The following is a 15715-nucleotide window of genomic DNA, read 5'->3' as shown; positions in this document are numbered from 1 at the left end:
TCCTCAGACCTTCGCGTTCATGACGTCGATCGACTGGCCGTCGGCCAGCTTCACGTAGGCCTTGCGCCAGTCGCCGCGGCTGCCCTGACGCTGACGGAAGGACTTGTTCTTGCCCTTCACGTTGACGACGTTGACCGCCTCGACCTTGACGTCGAACAGCTTCTCGACCGCGGCCTTGATGTCGGCCTTGGTGGCGACCGTCGACACTTCGAACGCGTACTGGTTGGACAGTTCCTGCAGGCGCGCGGTCTTCTCGGACACGCGCGGCGCACGGATCACTTCATAGAGCTTGGCGTCGTTCATGCCAGCCACTCCTCGATCTTCTTCACCGCATCGGTGGTGATCAGCACGGAATCGGCGCCGACCAGCGCGACCGGATCCAGGCCCTGCACGTCGCGGATCTCGACGTACGGCAGGTTGCGTGCCGACAGGTACAGGTGCTCGGACGCGTCTTCGGTCACGATCAGCGGACGCTTGCCCAGATCGAATTCCTTGAGCTTGGCGACCATGCCGCTGGTCTTGGTCTCGGTCAGGTCGAACGCCTCGACGATCGTCAGACGGCCCTGGCGGTTGAGTTCGGACAGGATCGCCGACATCGCCGCGCGGTACATCTTGCGGTTGACCTTCTGCTCGAAGCTGCGCGGCTTGGCCGCGAAGGTCACGCCACCACCAACGAAGATCGGAGCGGTCAGGGCGCCGTGACGTGCACCGCCACCCTTCTGCTTCTTCGACTTCTTGGTCGTGCCGTTGACTTCCGAACGGGTCTTCTGGGCCTTGGTGCCGGCGCGGCCGGCGTTGCGATAGGCGACGACGACCTGGTGGACCAGATCCTCGCTGAAATCGCGGCCGAACACGGCGTCGGAGACCGACAGCTTGCTGCTGCTGTTGTTGATTGCGAGTTCCATCGTGCTACTCCTTATGCCTTGCTCGACGGACGCACGATCACGTCGCCGCCCGGCGCGCCCGGCACGGCGCCCTTGACCGCGATCAGGCCGCGCTCGGCGTCGACCTTGACGATCTGCAGGCGCTGCGTGGTCTGCTGATCGGCGCCCATGTGGCCGGACATCTTCTTGCCCGGGAACACGCGGCCCGGCGTCTGGCGCTGACCCAGCGAACCGGGCTGGCGGTGCGACAGCGAGTTACCGTGCGTGGCGTCGCCCATCTTGAAGTTCCAGCGCTTGATCGTGCCCTGGAAGCCCTTGCCCTTGGTGACGCCCTGGACGTCGACGAGCTGGCCCACTTCGAAGATGTCGGCGCGAATTTCGCCGCCAACGCTGAAGTCGGCGATCTTGTCGTCGGCCACGCGCAGTTCCCACAGGCCACGACCGGCTTCGACCTTCGCCTTGGCGAGGTGACCGGTTTCGGGCTTGTTGACCAGCACGGCACGCTTGCTGCCGGCGGTGACCTGCACGGCGCTGTAGCCGTCGGTCTCGGGGGTCTTCACCTGGGTGATACGGTTGGGGGTGGCTTCGATCAGCGTCACCGGCACGGACTTGCCGTCTTCGGTGAACACGCGGCTCATGCCGGCCTTGCGGCCGACGATGCCCAACGAATGAATCTTCGCGGTCATGGTGGCGGCCCTCAGGTCAGCTTGATCTGGACGTCGACGCCAGCCGCGAGCTCGAGCTTCATCAGCGCGTCCACGGTCTTGTCGTTGGGGTCGACGATGTCGAGCACGCGCTTGTGCGTGCGGGTCTCGTACTGGTCACGCGCATCCTTGTCGACGTGCGGCGACGTCAGGATGGTGTAACGCTCGATCTTGGTCGGCAGCGGGATGGGGCCGCGCACTTGGGCGCCCGTCCGCTTGGCGGTTTCGACGATCTCGCTGGCCGAACGGTCGATCAGACGATGATCGAACGCCTTGAGGCGGATCCGGATCTTTTGGTCCGTCATGACGGAAATATCCTTCGTTAAAAGAGCGACGGGCCCGCGGCTGGGTGCGCGGAACCCCTGTGAAATCGTGGCTGACCGGAGCATTCACCCGCGCCCCGGGGCCTTTCCCTGGAAAAACGAAAGGCAGACCGGCTGCCCGATCCGCCCAGACTTGGAATTGCAGACGCAATGACCCGCTCCATCCCATCATGCTCCGAAGACCTTCGGAACGGGTGGAGCGCAGCCTCGCGACATTTCCGTGTCTGGCGAAGACGAGGGCATCCTGCACCTCATTTCGCGATTTCGCGGGCGGCCTTGAATCAACCAACCCGCGAGGGTCTTGCATTCTAGCGGGTACCGCAGGACCGGCGCAAGCCCTGCCCTGCGGAAAAGCGAACGGACCGGCAGGACCGGTCCGCGCGCTCGTACCGCTGCCCCGACACGCGTGCGCGTGCGGGACTTGGGATTACTTGATGATCTTGGCCACCACGCCGGCGCCGACGGTCCGGCCGCCTTCGCGGATCGCGAAGCGCAGGCCTTCGTCCATCGCCACCGGGTTGATCAGCGTGACCACCATCTTCACGTTGTCGCCCGGCATCACCATCTCGGTGCCTTCCGGCAGCTCGACCGCACCGGTGATGTCGGTGGTGCGGAAGTAGAACTGCGGACGATAGCCCTTGAAGAACGGCGTGTGACGACCACCCTCGTCCTTCGACAGCACGTAGACCTCGGCCTCGAAGTCGGTGTGCGGCTTGATCGAACCCGGCTTGGCCAGCACCTGGCCACGCTCGACGTCGTCACGCTTGGTGCCGCGCAGCAGCAGACCGGCGTTGTCGCCCGCCTGACCCTGATCGAGCAGCTTGCGGAACATTTCCACGCCCGTGACGGTCGTCTTCTGCACCGGACGGATACCGACGATTTCGATTTCGTCGCCGACCTTGATGATGCCGCGCTCGATACGACCCGTGACCACCGTGCCGCGACCCGAGATCGAGAACACGTCCTCGACCGGCATCAGGAACGCCTTGTCGATGTCGCGCTCCGGCTCCGGAATCCAGGTGTCCAGCGCGTCGACCAGCTTCAGGATCGCAGGCACGCCGATCTCCGACTGGTCGCCTTCCAGCGCCAGGCGCGCCGAACCCGAGATGATCGGGGTGTCGTCGCCCGGGAACTCGTACTTGCTCAGCAGCTCGCGCACTTCCATCTCGACCAGCTCGAGCAGCTCGGCGTCGTCCACCATGTCGGCTTTGTTCAGGAACACGACGATGTACGGCACGCCGACCTGACGCGACAGCAGGATGTGCTCGCGCGTCTGCGGCATCGGGCCGTCAGCGGCCGAGCACACCAGGATCGCGCCGTCCATCTGCGCCGCACCGGTGATCATGTTCTTGACGTAGTCCGCGTGGCCCGGGCAGTCGACGTGCGCGTAGTGGCGCGTCGGGCTCTCGTATTCCACGTGCGCGGTCGAGATCGTGATGCCGCGCGCCTTCTCTTCCGGCGCCGCGTCAATCGCGTCGTAGGCCTTGAACTCGCCGCCGAAACGCTCGGCGCCGATCTTCGTCAGCGCCGCCGTCAGCGTCGTCTTGCCATGGTCGACGTGACCGATCGTGCCGACATTGACGTGCGGCTTGGTGCGCTCGAACTTACCCTTTGCCATCGTAATAACTCCGTAATTCGTGATTGGTGATTGGTGATCGGTGAAAAGCGGGACCCGTGTTCTTTCAGATCACGGATCCCGCGTCACGAATCACGCTTACTTCTTGGTAACGGTCTCGGCGATGTTCGCCGGCGCTTCCGCGTAATGGTCGAACTCCATCGTGAAGGTCGCGCGACCCTGCGACATCGAACGCAGCTGCGTGGCGTAACCGAACATCTCGCCCAGCGGGATCATTGCGTTGATGATCTTGCCCGACGGGCTGTCGTCCTGGCCCTGCAGGATGCCGCGACGGCGGCTGACGTCGCCCATCACGTCGCCCAGGTAGTCCTCGGGGCTGACGACCTCGACCTTCATGATCGGCTCGAGCAGCACCGGGCTGGCCTTGTTGAAGCCTTCCTTGAAGCCCATCGAGCCGGCGATCTTGAACGCCATTTCCGACGAGTCGACTTCATGGTACGAGCCGTCGACCAGACGGACCTTGACGTCCACGATCGGGTAGCCGGCCATGATGCCGTTGGCCAGCACTTCCTGGATGCCCTTGTCGACCGCCGGGATGTACTCCTTGGGCACGACGCCGCCGACGATGGCGTTCTCGAACTCGTAACCGGTGCCCGGCTCCTGCGGCGAGATCTCCAGCCACACGTGACCGAACTGGCCCTTACCGCCCGACTGGCGCACGAACTTGCCTTCGGACTTGACCGACTTGCGGATCGTCTCGCGGTAGGCCACCTGCGGCTTGCCGACGTTGGCCTCGACGTTGAACTCGCGCTTCATGCGATCGACGATGATGTCCAGGTGCAGCTCGCCCATGCCCGAGATGATCGTCTGGCCCGATTCTTCGTCGGTGCGCACACGGAAGGACGGATCCTCCTGCGCCAGGCGACCGAGCGCCAGGCCCATCTTCTCCTGGTCGGACTTGGTCTTGGGCTCGACCGCCATCGAGATCACCGGCTCGGGGAAGCTCATGCGCTCGAGCACGATCGGCGCGTCCTGCGCGCACAGCGTGTCGCCGGTGGTGACGTCCTTCAGGCCCACCGCCGCGGCGATGTCGCCGGCCAGCACTTCCTTGATCTCTTCGCGGTTGTTGGAGTGCATCTGCAGCAGACGGCCGATGCGCTCCTTCTTGCCCTTGACCGAGTTCAGCACCTGGTCGCCGGCGTTCAGCGAACCGGAGTAGACGCGGAAGAACGTCAGCGAACCCACGAACGGGTCGGTCATGATCTTGAACGCCAGCGCCGAGAACGGGGCCTTGTCGCTCGACTCGCGCGACAGCTCCTTGGTCTCGTCGTCGACGTCCACGCCCTTGACCGCCGGCACGTCGACCGGCGACGGCAGCAGCTTGATGACGCCGTCGAGCATCGCCTGGACGCCCTTGTTCTTGAACGCCGTACCGCAGAACATCGGCACGATCTCGGTCTTGAGCGTGCGCTCGCGCAGGCCGTTGACGATCTCGTCCTCGGACAACTCACCGCTCTCCAGGTACTTGTCCATCAGCTCTTCGCTGGCCTCGGCAGCCGACTCGACCATGAAGGCACGCGCCTCTTCGGCCTGTGCCTGCAACTCGGCCGGGATGTCGCGGTACTCGAAGTTCAGACCCTGGGACGCGGTGTCCCAGTGGATCGCCTTCATCTTCAGCAGGTCGACCACGCCCTCGAAGCCGTCCTCGGCACCGATCGGCACCTGCATCGGCACCGGCACCGCACCCAGGCGCGCCTTCAGCTGGTCGCGGACCTTGAGGAAGTTGGCGCCCGTGCGGTCCATCTTGTTGACGAACGCGATGCGCGGCACGTGGTACTTGTTGGCCTGGCGCCACACGGTCTCCGACTGCGGCTGCACGCCACCGACCGCGCACAGCACGAACACTGCGCCGTCGAGCACGCGCAGGCTGCGCTCGACCTCGATCGTGAAGTCGACGTGTCCGGGGGTGTCGATGATGTTGAAGCGGTGCTCGGGGAAGGACTTGTCCATGCCCTTCCAGAACGCGGTGGTGGCCGCGGACTGGATCGTGATGCCACGCTCCTGCTCCTGCTCCATCCAGTCCATGGTCGCGGCGCCGTCGTGCACCTCGCCGATCTTGTGGCTCTTGCCCGTATAGAACAGGATGCGCTCGGAAGTGGTCGTCTTGCCGGCATCGATGTGAGCCATGATGCCGAAGTTGCGGTAGCGTTCGATGGGAGTCGTGCGAGCCACGTCAGTATTCTCGTTTGGATGGAAGGACCCGACAGAGCCTGGGCGCCTTCGCGATGAAATCGCTTGAATGGACGAATGCCGCCTTGCGGCGGCTTGTCGGTCCTGCGTGCGGTCGATGACCGCCTGGAGGCACCTGAAATGGTGCCAGCGGGCCCCGGGTTCAACCGGAGCCCGCGGGTCCGCTTACCAGCGGTAGTGCGCGAACGCCTTGTTGGCGTCGGCCATGCGGTGGGTCTCTTCACGCTTCTTGATCGCGCCGCCCCGGTTCTCGGAGGCGTCGATCAGCTCGGCGGCGAGCTTGCGCGGCATGCTGTTCTCGCCGCGCTTGCGCGCCGACTCGATCAGCCAGCGCATCGCCAGCGCCATGCGACGCGAGGCACGCACTTCGACCGGCACCTGGTAGGTCGCGCCGCCGACACGGCGGGACTTGACCTCGACGGCCGGCGAAACGTTGCCCAGCGCCTTCTCGACCAGCTCGAGCGCTTCGGGGTTCTTCTCGCCGATGACATCCATCGCACCGTAGACGATCTTCTCGGCGACCGACTTCTTGCCGCTCTTCATGACCATGTTGATGAAGCGGGCAATCGTCTCGCTGCCGTGCTTCGGGTCGGGCAGCACCGAGCGCTGCGGGGTGTTTCCTTTACGCGACATTCTCTAATCCTCAGCCCTTCGGACGCTTTGCGCCGTACTTCGAACGTGCCTGCTTGCGCTTCGCGACGCCGGCAGCGTCGAGCGAACCGCGAACGGTGTGGTAACGCACACCCGGCAGATCCTTGACGCGACCGCCGCGGATCAGCACCACCGAGTGCTCCTGCAGGTTGTGGCCTTCGCCGCCGATGTACGAGATGACCTCGTAGCCATTGGTCAGGCGGACCTTGGCGACCTTGCGCAGTGCCGAGTTCGGCTTCTTCGGGGTCGTGGTGTAGACGCGGGTGCAGACGCCACGGCGCTGCGGGCAGTTCGCCAGCGCGGGCGAAGTGCTCTTGTAGGTTTCGGGGCTGCGCGACTTCCGCACCAGCTGGTTGATCGTTGCCATCAGTCTCTGGTCTGTGGATCGGGCCTGGGCCCGGTGAAAACGAAGGCAGACGGAACGTGCCGTCTGCCAGACGAAAAAGTATAGCCCGCGCTGACGCAACGCGTCAACGCAAGCTCTACTGCCGCCGGCCGCCCACAGGGTCGACCCGGCCTACAACGCGTCCCGTCCGTCCTGGACCGAATACGAGCCGCGTCCTGCGCCTCATTTCGGAGTCTGGGCGGCCCCGAAGGGCCGCCAAAGGTGGGCTATCTTAGCCTGCGTTCTCGTCGCTGTCAGCCACCTGGGACACCGGAGCGTCCTCAAGCATCACCTGATCGGGCGACAGCGCCACCGGCGCCGCCGTCTCGACCACGTCCTCGGCCACCGAACCGCCCGACAGCGTGTCCATCTCGGACTCGGTCAGACCCGACGCCGCCCGGCGGCGCTGGGTGTGGTAGGCCAGGCCGGTACCGGCCGGGATCAGGCGACCGACGATCACGTTCTCCTTGAGACCGCGCAGGCTGTCGCGCGTGCCGCGCACGGCCGCCTCGGTCAGCACACGGGTGGTCTCCTGGAACGAGGCCGCCGAGATGAACGACTCGGTCGCCAGCGAGGCCTTGGTGATGCCCAGCAGGACCGGATCGAACTTGGCCGGCAGCTCGTTGCGTGCGATCAGCTTGGCGTTGTCCTCGATGACGCGCTGGCGCTCGGCCTGCTCACCATGGAGGAAGCGGCTGTCACCGGGATCGGTGATCTCGACCTTGCGCAGCATCTGGCGAACGATCACCTCGATGTGCTTGTCGTTGATCTTCACGCCCTGCAACCGGTAGACGTCCTGGATTTCCTTGGTCAGGTACGACGCCAGTTCCTCGACGCCCTTCAGGCGCAGGATGTCCTGCGGACTCGGCTCGCCGTCCACCACGGTCTCGCCCTTCTCGACGTGCTCGCCCTCGAACACGATGATCTGGCGGTACTTGGGGATCAGCTCCTCGTGGTCCTCGCCGTCGGCACCCTTGATGATCAGGCGCTGCTTGCCCTTTGTGTCCTTGCCGAAGCTGACGATGCCCGACTTCTCGGCCAGGATCGCCGGGTCCTTCGGCTTGCGGGCCTCGAACAGGTCGGCCACGCGCGGCAGACCACCGGTGATGTCGCGGGTCTTGGATGCTTCCTGCGGCACCTTGGTCACCACGTCGCCCACGCCGACGGCATCGCCGTCCTGCAGGTTGACGATCGAGCGCGGCGGCAGCAGGTACTGCGCCGGCAGGTCGGTGCCCGGGATGTTGAGGTCGTTACCGGCCTTGTCGACGATCCGCACGATCGGACGCAGGTCCTTGCCCTGCGAGCCGCGGCGCTTGGGATCGGTGATCTCGCGCGACGCCAGACCAGTCAGTTCGTCGGTCTTCTCGATGACGGTGACGCCCTCGACGAAGTCCACGAAGCGGATGAAGCCCGCCACTTCCGACACGATCGGGTGGTTGTGCGGATCCCAGTTCGCAACCGTCTGGCCGGCCTTGATGGCATCGCCGTCACGGACGGTGATCATCGCGCCGTAGGGCAGCTTGTAGCGCTCGCGCTCGCGGCCGTGGCCGTCGAGCACCGACAGCTCGCCCGAACGCGAGACCGCGACCAGGTTGCCGCTCTCGTGGGTCACGAACTTGAGGTTGTTGAACTTGATCGAGCCGGTGGTCTTGACCGTCACGTTGTCGATGGCGGCCGCTCGCGACGCCGCACCACCGATGTGGAACGTGCGCATCGTCAGCTGGGTACCGGGCTCGCCGATCGACTGCGCGGCGACCACGCCCACGGCCTCGCCCTGGTTGACCAGGTGGCCACGGCCCAGGTCGCGGCCATAGCAGCTCGAGCACACGCCGAACGCGCTTTCGCAGGTGATCGTGGAGCGGACCTTGATCGACTGCACACCGGCCTCTTCCAGACGCACGACCCACTGCTCGTCGAGCAGCGTGTTGCGCGTGACGATCGGATCCTCGTCGTTGCCCGGCAGGAACACGTCCTCGGCCACGACACGACCCAGCACGCGGTCGCGCAGCGGCTCGACCACGTCGCCGCCTTCGACGATCGGGGTCATGGTCAGGCCGTCGAGCGTGCCGCAGTCGACTTCGGTGATCACCACGTCCTGGGCCACGTCGACCAGGCGACGGGTCAGGTAACCGGAGTTCGCGGTCTTGAGCGCGGTGTCGGCCAGACCCTTACGGGCACCGTGCGTGGAGTTGAAGTACTCCTGCACGTTCAGGCCTTCGCGGAAGTTCGCGATGATCGGCGTCTCGATGATCGAGCCGTCCGGCTTGGCCATCAGGCCGCGCATACCGGCCAGCTGACGGATCTGCGCCTGGCTACCACGCGCGCCGGAGTCGGCCATGATGTAGAGCGAGTTCATCGACTTCTGCGCGACCGTCTCGCCCTTGGCGTTGGTCACGTGGTCGGTGCCGATCGCGTCCATCATCGCCTTGGCGATGCGCTCGTTGGTGCGCGACCAGATGTCGACGACCTTGTTGTAGCGCTCGCCGGCGGTGACCAGACCCGACTGGTACTGCTGCTGGATCTCCAGCACCTCGGTCTCGGCCTCGGCCAGGATGCCCTTCTTCTCGTTGGGGATCGTCATGTCGTTGATGCCGATCGACACGCCGGCACGGGTCGCGTTGCCGAAGCCGGTGTACATCAGCTTGTCGGCGAACACGACCGTGTCCTTGAGCCCCAGACGACGGTAGCAGGCGTTGATCAGCCGGCTGATGTTCTTCTTGTTGAGCTCGACGTTAGCCAGCTCGAACGGCAGGCCGTCGGGCATGATCTCCAGCAGCAGCGCACGACCCACGGTCGTTTCGACGATCGAGGTCACCTTCTCGCGCGAGCCGTCCTCGCCGATCACGGTCTGGTTGATGCGGACACGGATCTTGGCGTGCAGGCCGGCGGCCTTGTTGTCGAACGCGCGACGCACCTCGGCGATGTTGGCGAACACCATGCCCTCGCCCGGGATGTTCTCCAGCGCACGGGTCATGTAGTACAGGCCGAGCACGACGTCCTGCGACGGCACGATGATCGGCTCACCGTTGGCCGGCGAGAGGATGTTGTTGGACGCCATCATCAGCGCACGCGCTTCGAGCTGGGCCTCGAGGCTCAGCGGGACGTGCACGGCCATCTGGTCGCCGTCGAAGTCGGCGTTGAACGCAGTACACACCAGCGGGTGCAGCTGGATCGCCTTGCCTTCGATCAACACCGGCTCGAACGCCTGGATGCCCAGGCGGTGCAGCGTCGGCGCACGGTTGAGCATGACCGGGTGCTCGCGGATGACTTCCTCGAGGATGTCCCAGACTTCCGCCTCTTCGCGCTCGACCAGCTTCTTGGCCGCCTTGATCGTCGTGGCCAGGCCACGGCGCTGCAGCTTGGCGAAGATGAAGGGCTTGAACAGCTCCAGCGCCATCTTCTTCGGCAGGCCGCATTCGTGCAGGCGCAGCGTCGGGCCGACCACGATGACCGAACGGCCCGAGTAGTCGACGCGCTTGCCCAGCAGGTTCTGGCGGAACCGGCCCTGCTTGCCCTTGATCATGTCGGCCAGCGACTTGAGCGGACGCTTGTTGGTGCCGGTGATGGCACGGCCGCGACGGCCGTTGTCCATCAGCGCATCGACCGATTCCTGCAGCATGCGCTTTTCGTTGCGCACGATGATGTCGGGTGCATTGAGTTCGAGCAGGCGACGCAGGCGGTTGTTGCGGTTGATGACGCGGCGGTACAGATCGTTGAGATCCGAGGTCGCGAAGCGGCCGCCGTCCAGCGGCACCAGCGGGCGCAGATCCGGCGGCAGCACCGGCAGCACGGTCATGATCATCCACTCGGGACGGTTGCCCGAATCGATGAACGCCTCGACCAGCTTGATGCGCTTGGTCAAACGCTTGAGCTTGGTCTCCGAGCCGGTCGCGGCGATCTCTTCCTTCAGGCGGGCCATCTCGGCCTGCAGGTCGATCGTGCGCAGCAGGTCGAACACCGCCTCGGCGCCCATCGCGGCGTCGAAGTCGTCGCCGTGCTCCTGGCGCATCTGCAGGAACTGCTCTTCGTTGAGCAGCTGACCGCGCTCGAGCGGGGTCAGGCCCGGCTCGGTGACGACGAACGCCTCGAAGTACAGGATGCGCTCGATGTCGCGCAGGGTCATGTCCAGCATCAGGCCGATGCGCGAGGGCAGCGACTTGAGGAACCAGATATGGGCGACCGGCGAGGCCAGGTCAATGTGGCCCATGCGCTCGCGGCGCACCTTGGCCAGCGTGACCTCGGTGCCGCACTTCTCGCACACCACGCCGCGGTGCTTCATGCGCTTGTACTTGCCGCACAGGCACTCGTAGTCCTTGATCGGACCGAAAATCGCCGCGCAGAACAGGCCGTCGCGCTCGGGCTTGAACGTACGGTAGTTGATCGTCTCGGGCTTCTTCACTTCGCCGAACGACCACGAACGGATCAGGTCGGGCGAGGCCAGCGCGATCTTGATCGCGTCGAAGTCCGGGATCTGGCGCTGCTGGTTGAAGAGGTTGAGCAGGTCTTTCATGTCTTTACTCCGGGAATGGGGAACCTGGGGCGGGATGGATCGTTGTCGCGCGCGGCGCGCTCACATGCGCCGCGCGACGAGACGCCCTGCCTCAGTGCTCCTCCAGCTCCATGTTGATCGCCAGCGAGCGGATTTCCTTGACCAGCACGTTGAACGACTCGGGCATGCCGGCGACCATCTCGTGCTCGCCGTCGACGATGTTCTTGTACATCTGGTTGCGGCCCTGCACGTCGTCGGACTTCACCGTCAGCATTTCCTGCAGGGTGTAGGCCGCGCCGTAGGCTTCCAGCGCCCAGACTTCCATCTCGCCGAACCGCTGACCGCCGAACTGCGCCTTGCCGCCCAGCGGCTGCTGGGTGACGAGCGAGTACGGACCGGTCGAGCGCGCGTGCATCTTGTCGTCGACCAGGTGGTTGAGCTTGAGCATGTGCATGTAGCCCACGGTCACCTCGCGCTCGAACGCTTCACCGGTGCGGCCGTCGAACAGGCGGGTCTGGCCGCTGGTCGGCAGGTCCGCCAGTTCCAGCATCGCCTTGATCTCCGACTCGGCGGCGCCGTCGAACACCGGGGTCGCCATCGGCACGCCGTCGGTCAGGTTGCCGGCCAGCGTCAGCAGCTCCTCATCGCTGAACTGCGACAGGTCGACGCGCTGTGCGGCCACCGACTTGTCGTGGTTGTAGATCTGGTCGAGGAACGCACGCAGCTCGTTGACCTTGGCCTGCGCGTCGAGCATCCGCTGGATCTTCTCGCCCAGGCCCTTGGCCGCCAGGCCCAGGTGCACTTCGAGGATCTGGCCGATGTTCATACGCGACGGCACGCCCAGCGGGTTCAACACGATGTCGACGGTGTTGCCGTTGGCCATGTAGGGCATGTCCTGCACCGGCACGATGGTCGACACGACACCCTTGTTGCCGTGACGGCCGGCCATCTTGTCGCCCGGCTGGATGCGACGCTTCACGGCCAGATAGACCTTGACCATTTTCAGCACGCCCGGCGCGAGGTCGTCACCCTGGGTGATCTTGCCGCGCTTGTCGGCGAACCGGCGCTCGAACTCCTTCTGGTGCGCGTCGATCTGCTTCTGCGCGCGCTCGATCGCGTCGGCCGCGTCCTCGTCCTTCATGCGGATCTGGAACCAGTCGGACTTCTTCAGGCCGTCGAGCACCAGCGAGGAGACCGTGTCGCCCTTCTTCAGGCCCGGACCGCCGTTGGCGACCTTGCCCTGGATCTGCGAGCGCAGACGCGCGTAGATCGCCGACTCGAGGATGCGGAACTGGTCGTCGAAGTCCTTCTTGACGCGCTTGATCTCGGACTCTTCGATCTGCTTGGCGCGCTTGTCCTTCTCGATGCCGTCGCGGGTGAAGACCTGCACGTCGATGACGGTGCCGTCCATGCCCGGGGGCACGCGCAGCGAGCTGTCCTTCACGTCGGAGGCCTTCTCACCGAAGATCGCGCGCAGCAGCTTCTCTTCCGGGGTCAGCTGGCTCTCGCCCTTCGGCGTGACCTTGCCGACCAGGATGTCGCCGGCGCGGACTTCCGCACCGATGTACACCACGCCGGACTCGTCGAGACGGTTGAGCGCGTTCTCCGACACGTTCGGGATGTCGGCGGAGATTTCCTCCGGCCCCAGCTTCGTGTCGCGAGCGACCGCGGTCAGCTCTTCGATGTGGATCGTCGTGTAGCGGTCTTCCTTGACGACGCGTTCCGACAGCAGGATCGAGTCTTCGAAGTTGTAGCCGTTCCAGGGCATGAACGCGACCAGCATGTTCTGGCCCAGGGCCAGCTCGCCGATGTCGGTCGAGGGACCGTCGGCCAGCACGTCGCCGCGCGCGACCACGTCGCCCACGTTCACCAGCGGACGCTGGTTGATGCAGGTGTTCTGGTTGGAGCGCGTGTACTTGATCAGGTTGTAGATGTCGACGCCGGCATCGTGCTCGCCGGAGATCTCGTCCTCGTTGACCTTGACCACGACGCGACCAGCGTCGATCTGCTCGATCACGCCGCCGCGGCGGGCGTTGACGGTCACGCCCGAGTCGCGCGCCACGGCGCGCTCGATGCCGGTCCCGACCAGCGGCTTCTGCGCACGCAGCGTCGGCACGGCCTGGCGCTGCATGTTGGCGCCCATCAGTGCGCGGTTGGCGTCGTCGTGCTCGAGGAACGGCACCAGCGCCGCTGCGACCGACACCGTCTGCATCGGCGAGACGTCCATGTAATGGATCTCAGCCGGCGGCTTGAGCAGCGACTCGCCCTGGAAGCGGCAGTCGACGAACTGCTGCGTCATCACGCCCTTCTCGTCCTGGACGGCGTTGGCCTGCGCGATGACGTAGTCGTTCTCTTCGATCGCCGACAGGTACTCGATCTCGTCGGTGACGCGGCTGTCGACGACCTTGCGGTACGGGGTCTCGAGGAAGCCGTACTTGTTGGTACGCGCGAACGTCGCCAGCGAGTTGATCAGGCCGATGTTCGGGCCTTCCGGCGTTTCGATGGTGCACACGCGGCCGTAATGGGTCGGATGCACGTCGCGCACTTCGAAGCCGGCGCGCTCGCGGGTCAGACCGCCCGGGCCCAGAGCCGAGACTCGACGCTTATGCGTGACTTCCGAGAGCGGGTTGTTCTGGTCCATGAACTGCGACAGCTGCGAGGAGCCGAAGAACTCCTTGACCGCGGCCGCGACCGGCTTGGCGTTGATCAGCTCCTGCGGGGTCAGGCCATCGGCCTCGGCCATCGTCAGGCGCTCGCGCACGGCGCGCTCGACGCGGACCAGGCCCACGCGGAACACGTTCTCGGCCATTTCACCGACCGAGCGCACACGGCGGTTGCCCAGGTGGTCGATGTCGTCGACCACGCCGCGACCGTTACGGATCTCGGTCAGCACGCGGATCACGTCGAGGATGTCGGACGTCTGGCCGTACTGCTCGCGCAGCTTGACCGAGTCCTCGTCCTTGCGCTCGGCGAAGTAGCGCGCGTCGTAGAGCACCGGCGCACCGGTGACTTCCTTGCGGCCCAGACGGCGGTTGAACTTCATCCGGCCCACGCCCGACAGGTCGTAGCGCTCGAAGGTGAAGAACAGGTTGTGGAACAGGTTCTGCGCGGCGTCCTTGGTCGGCGGCTCGCCGGGACGCATCATGCGGTAGATCTCGACCAGCGCGTCGAGCTGGGTCTTGGTCGAGTCGATGCGCAGGGTGTTGGACAGGTACGGACCGCGATCGAGGTCGTTGACCCAGATCGTGCCGATGGTCTCGATGCCGGCCTTGCGCAGCGCCTCGAGGGTCTCGAGCGAGATCTCGTCGTTGGCGGTGGCGACCAGCTCGCCGGTCGACGGATCAATGACGTCGTGCGACAGGATCTGCCCGACCAGGTAGTCGTCCGGCACTGCCAGCGCGGTGATGCCCGAGGCCTGGAGCTGCTTGACGTGGCGCGCGGTGATGCGCTTGCCGGCCTCGACGATGACCTTCTCGCCGTCGAGCAGGTCGAAGTTCAACGTCTCGCCGCGCAGACGCTCGGAGACCAGCTCCAGCTGCACACCCTCGCCTTCGGGCAGGATGTGGTAGCTGTTGATCTCGAAGAACTCGTTGAGCATTTCTTCGTTGTTGTAGCCGAGCGCGCGCAGCAGCACCGACACCGGCAGCTTGCGGCGGCGGTCGATACGGGTGAACAGCGCGTCCTTCGGGTCGAACTCGAAGTCCAGCCACGAGCCGCGGTAGGGAATGATGCGGGCCGAGTACAGCAGCTTGCCCGAGCTGTGGGTCTTGCCGCGGTCGTGGTCGAAGAACACGCCCGGCGAGCGGTGCAGCTGCGAGACGATGACGCGCTCGGTGCCGTTGATGATGAAGGTGCCGTTGTCGGTCATGAGCGGAATCTCGCCCATGTAGACCTCCTGCTCCTTCACGTACTTGATGGCCTTGCTCGACGACTCGCGGTCGTAGATCACCAGGCGCACGGTTACGCGCAGCGGGGCGCCGTAGCTCAGGCCACGGTTGCGACATTCACGCTCGTCGAACCCCGGTTCCCCGAGCTTGTAGCCGACGTACTCCAGCGCGGCATAGCCGTTGTAGCTGACGATCGGGAACACGGATTTGAGTGCGGCATGCAGGCCGCGGTCCTCGCGCTTGGCGGGGTCGCGGTCGGCCTGCAGGAACTCGCGATAGGAGTCGACCTGGATGGCCAGCAGGAACGGCACCTCGAGAATCTGCCGGCGCTTGCCGAAGTTCTTGCGGATGCGCTTCTTCTCGGTGAACGAGTAGTTCGCCTGGTGCGGGGTCGACTGGAGCTGGGACGTCGTCATGGGGAGTACGCCTCGATGGATCGGTGGACCGACTGGCGATCCGGGAACATGAGTTGCCACTGGGTAGTCGCTGGTATTGCCGGCACCAGCACGCCTTCTCCCGCTACTACCCACTGACAACTGCGTCGTTGTCTGTTCAGGCCGTCCGGT

The 15715-nt window shown here is 65.2% G+C and carries 10 protein-coding genes; all 10 read right to left on the bottom strand.

All coding sequences use genetic code 11. From position 1 onward, the window contains the following. Nucleotides 1-3: 3 nt before the first annotated feature. The 10 genes from rplW to rpoB all read right to left on the bottom strand — a co-directional run bounded on the left by rplW (nt 4) and on the right by rpoB (nt 15565). Complete coding sequence (gene rplW, locus WAF18_RS06085; protein WP_183426252.1) at nt 4-303, bottom strand: 50S ribosomal protein L23; 300 nt, start codon at nt 301-303, stop codon at nt 4-6. Continuing rightward, nucleotides 300-905: a 50S ribosomal protein L4 gene (gene rplD / locus WAF18_RS06080; protein ID WP_337244318.1), complete on the bottom strand. Its 606-nt coding sequence runs from the start codon at nt 903-905 to the stop codon at nt 300-302. Before rplD ends, rplW begins: the two co-directional genes overlap by 4 nt. Nucleotides 906-916: 11 nt before the next feature. Next, nucleotides 917-1570, bottom strand: coding sequence for a 50S ribosomal protein L3 (gene rplC / locus WAF18_RS06075; RefSeq protein ID WP_183426254.1), 654 nt, complete (start codon nt 1568-1570; stop codon nt 917-919). Between the two features lie 11 nt (nt 1571-1581). After that, nucleotides 1582-1893 (bottom strand): 30S ribosomal protein S10, encoded by a 312-nt coding sequence (rpsJ, locus tag WAF18_RS06070; RefSeq protein ID WP_047137645.1) that lies wholly within the window; start codon nt 1891-1893, stop codon nt 1582-1584. A 445-nt stretch (nt 1894-2338) separates the two neighbouring features. Beyond that, a complete protein-coding gene (gene tuf, locus WAF18_RS06065; RefSeq protein WP_337244313.1) occupies nt 2339-3529 on the bottom strand; it encodes an elongation factor Tu in 1191 nt (396 codons plus the stop codon). Between the two features lie 96 nt (nt 3530-3625). Beyond that, entirely contained in the window at nt 3626-5719 is a 2094-nt protein-coding gene (gene fusA, locus WAF18_RS06060; protein ID WP_337244317.1) for an elongation factor G, read from the bottom strand. A gap of 183 nt (nt 5720-5902) precedes the next feature. Further along, complete coding sequence (gene rpsG, locus WAF18_RS06055) at nt 5903-6370, bottom strand: 30S ribosomal protein S7 (RefSeq protein ID WP_183427975.1); 468 nt, start codon at nt 6368-6370, stop codon at nt 5903-5905. Nucleotides 6371-6380: 10 nt separating this feature from the next. Further along, on the bottom strand, nt 6381-6755 hold the full coding sequence (rpsL, locus tag WAF18_RS06050; protein ID WP_183427976.1) for a 30S ribosomal protein S12: 375 nt from the start codon (nt 6753-6755) through the stop codon (nt 6381-6383). Nucleotides 6756-7005: 250 nt separating this feature from the next. Then, nucleotides 7006-11283 (bottom strand): DNA-directed RNA polymerase subunit beta', encoded by a 4278-nt coding sequence (rpoC, locus tag WAF18_RS06045; RefSeq protein ID WP_337244316.1) that lies wholly within the window; start codon nt 11281-11283, stop codon nt 7006-7008. A 91-nt stretch (nt 11284-11374) separates the two neighbouring features. After that, the gene (rpoB, locus tag WAF18_RS06040; RefSeq protein ID WP_337244315.1) at nt 11375-15565 is read right to left on the bottom strand and encodes a DNA-directed RNA polymerase subunit beta; all 4191 of its coding nucleotides are present in this window, start codon (nt 15563-15565) and stop codon (nt 11375-11377) included. Nucleotides 15566-15715 lie beyond the last annotated feature (150 nt).

Origin of the sequence: Luteimonas sp. gir (genome assembly GCF_037198055.1) — a bacterium.
GTDB classification, from domain to species: domain Bacteria; phylum Pseudomonadota; class Gammaproteobacteria; order Xanthomonadales; family Xanthomonadaceae; genus Luteimonas; species Luteimonas citri_A.
This window is presented reverse-complemented; position numbering and strand designations above follow the sequence as displayed.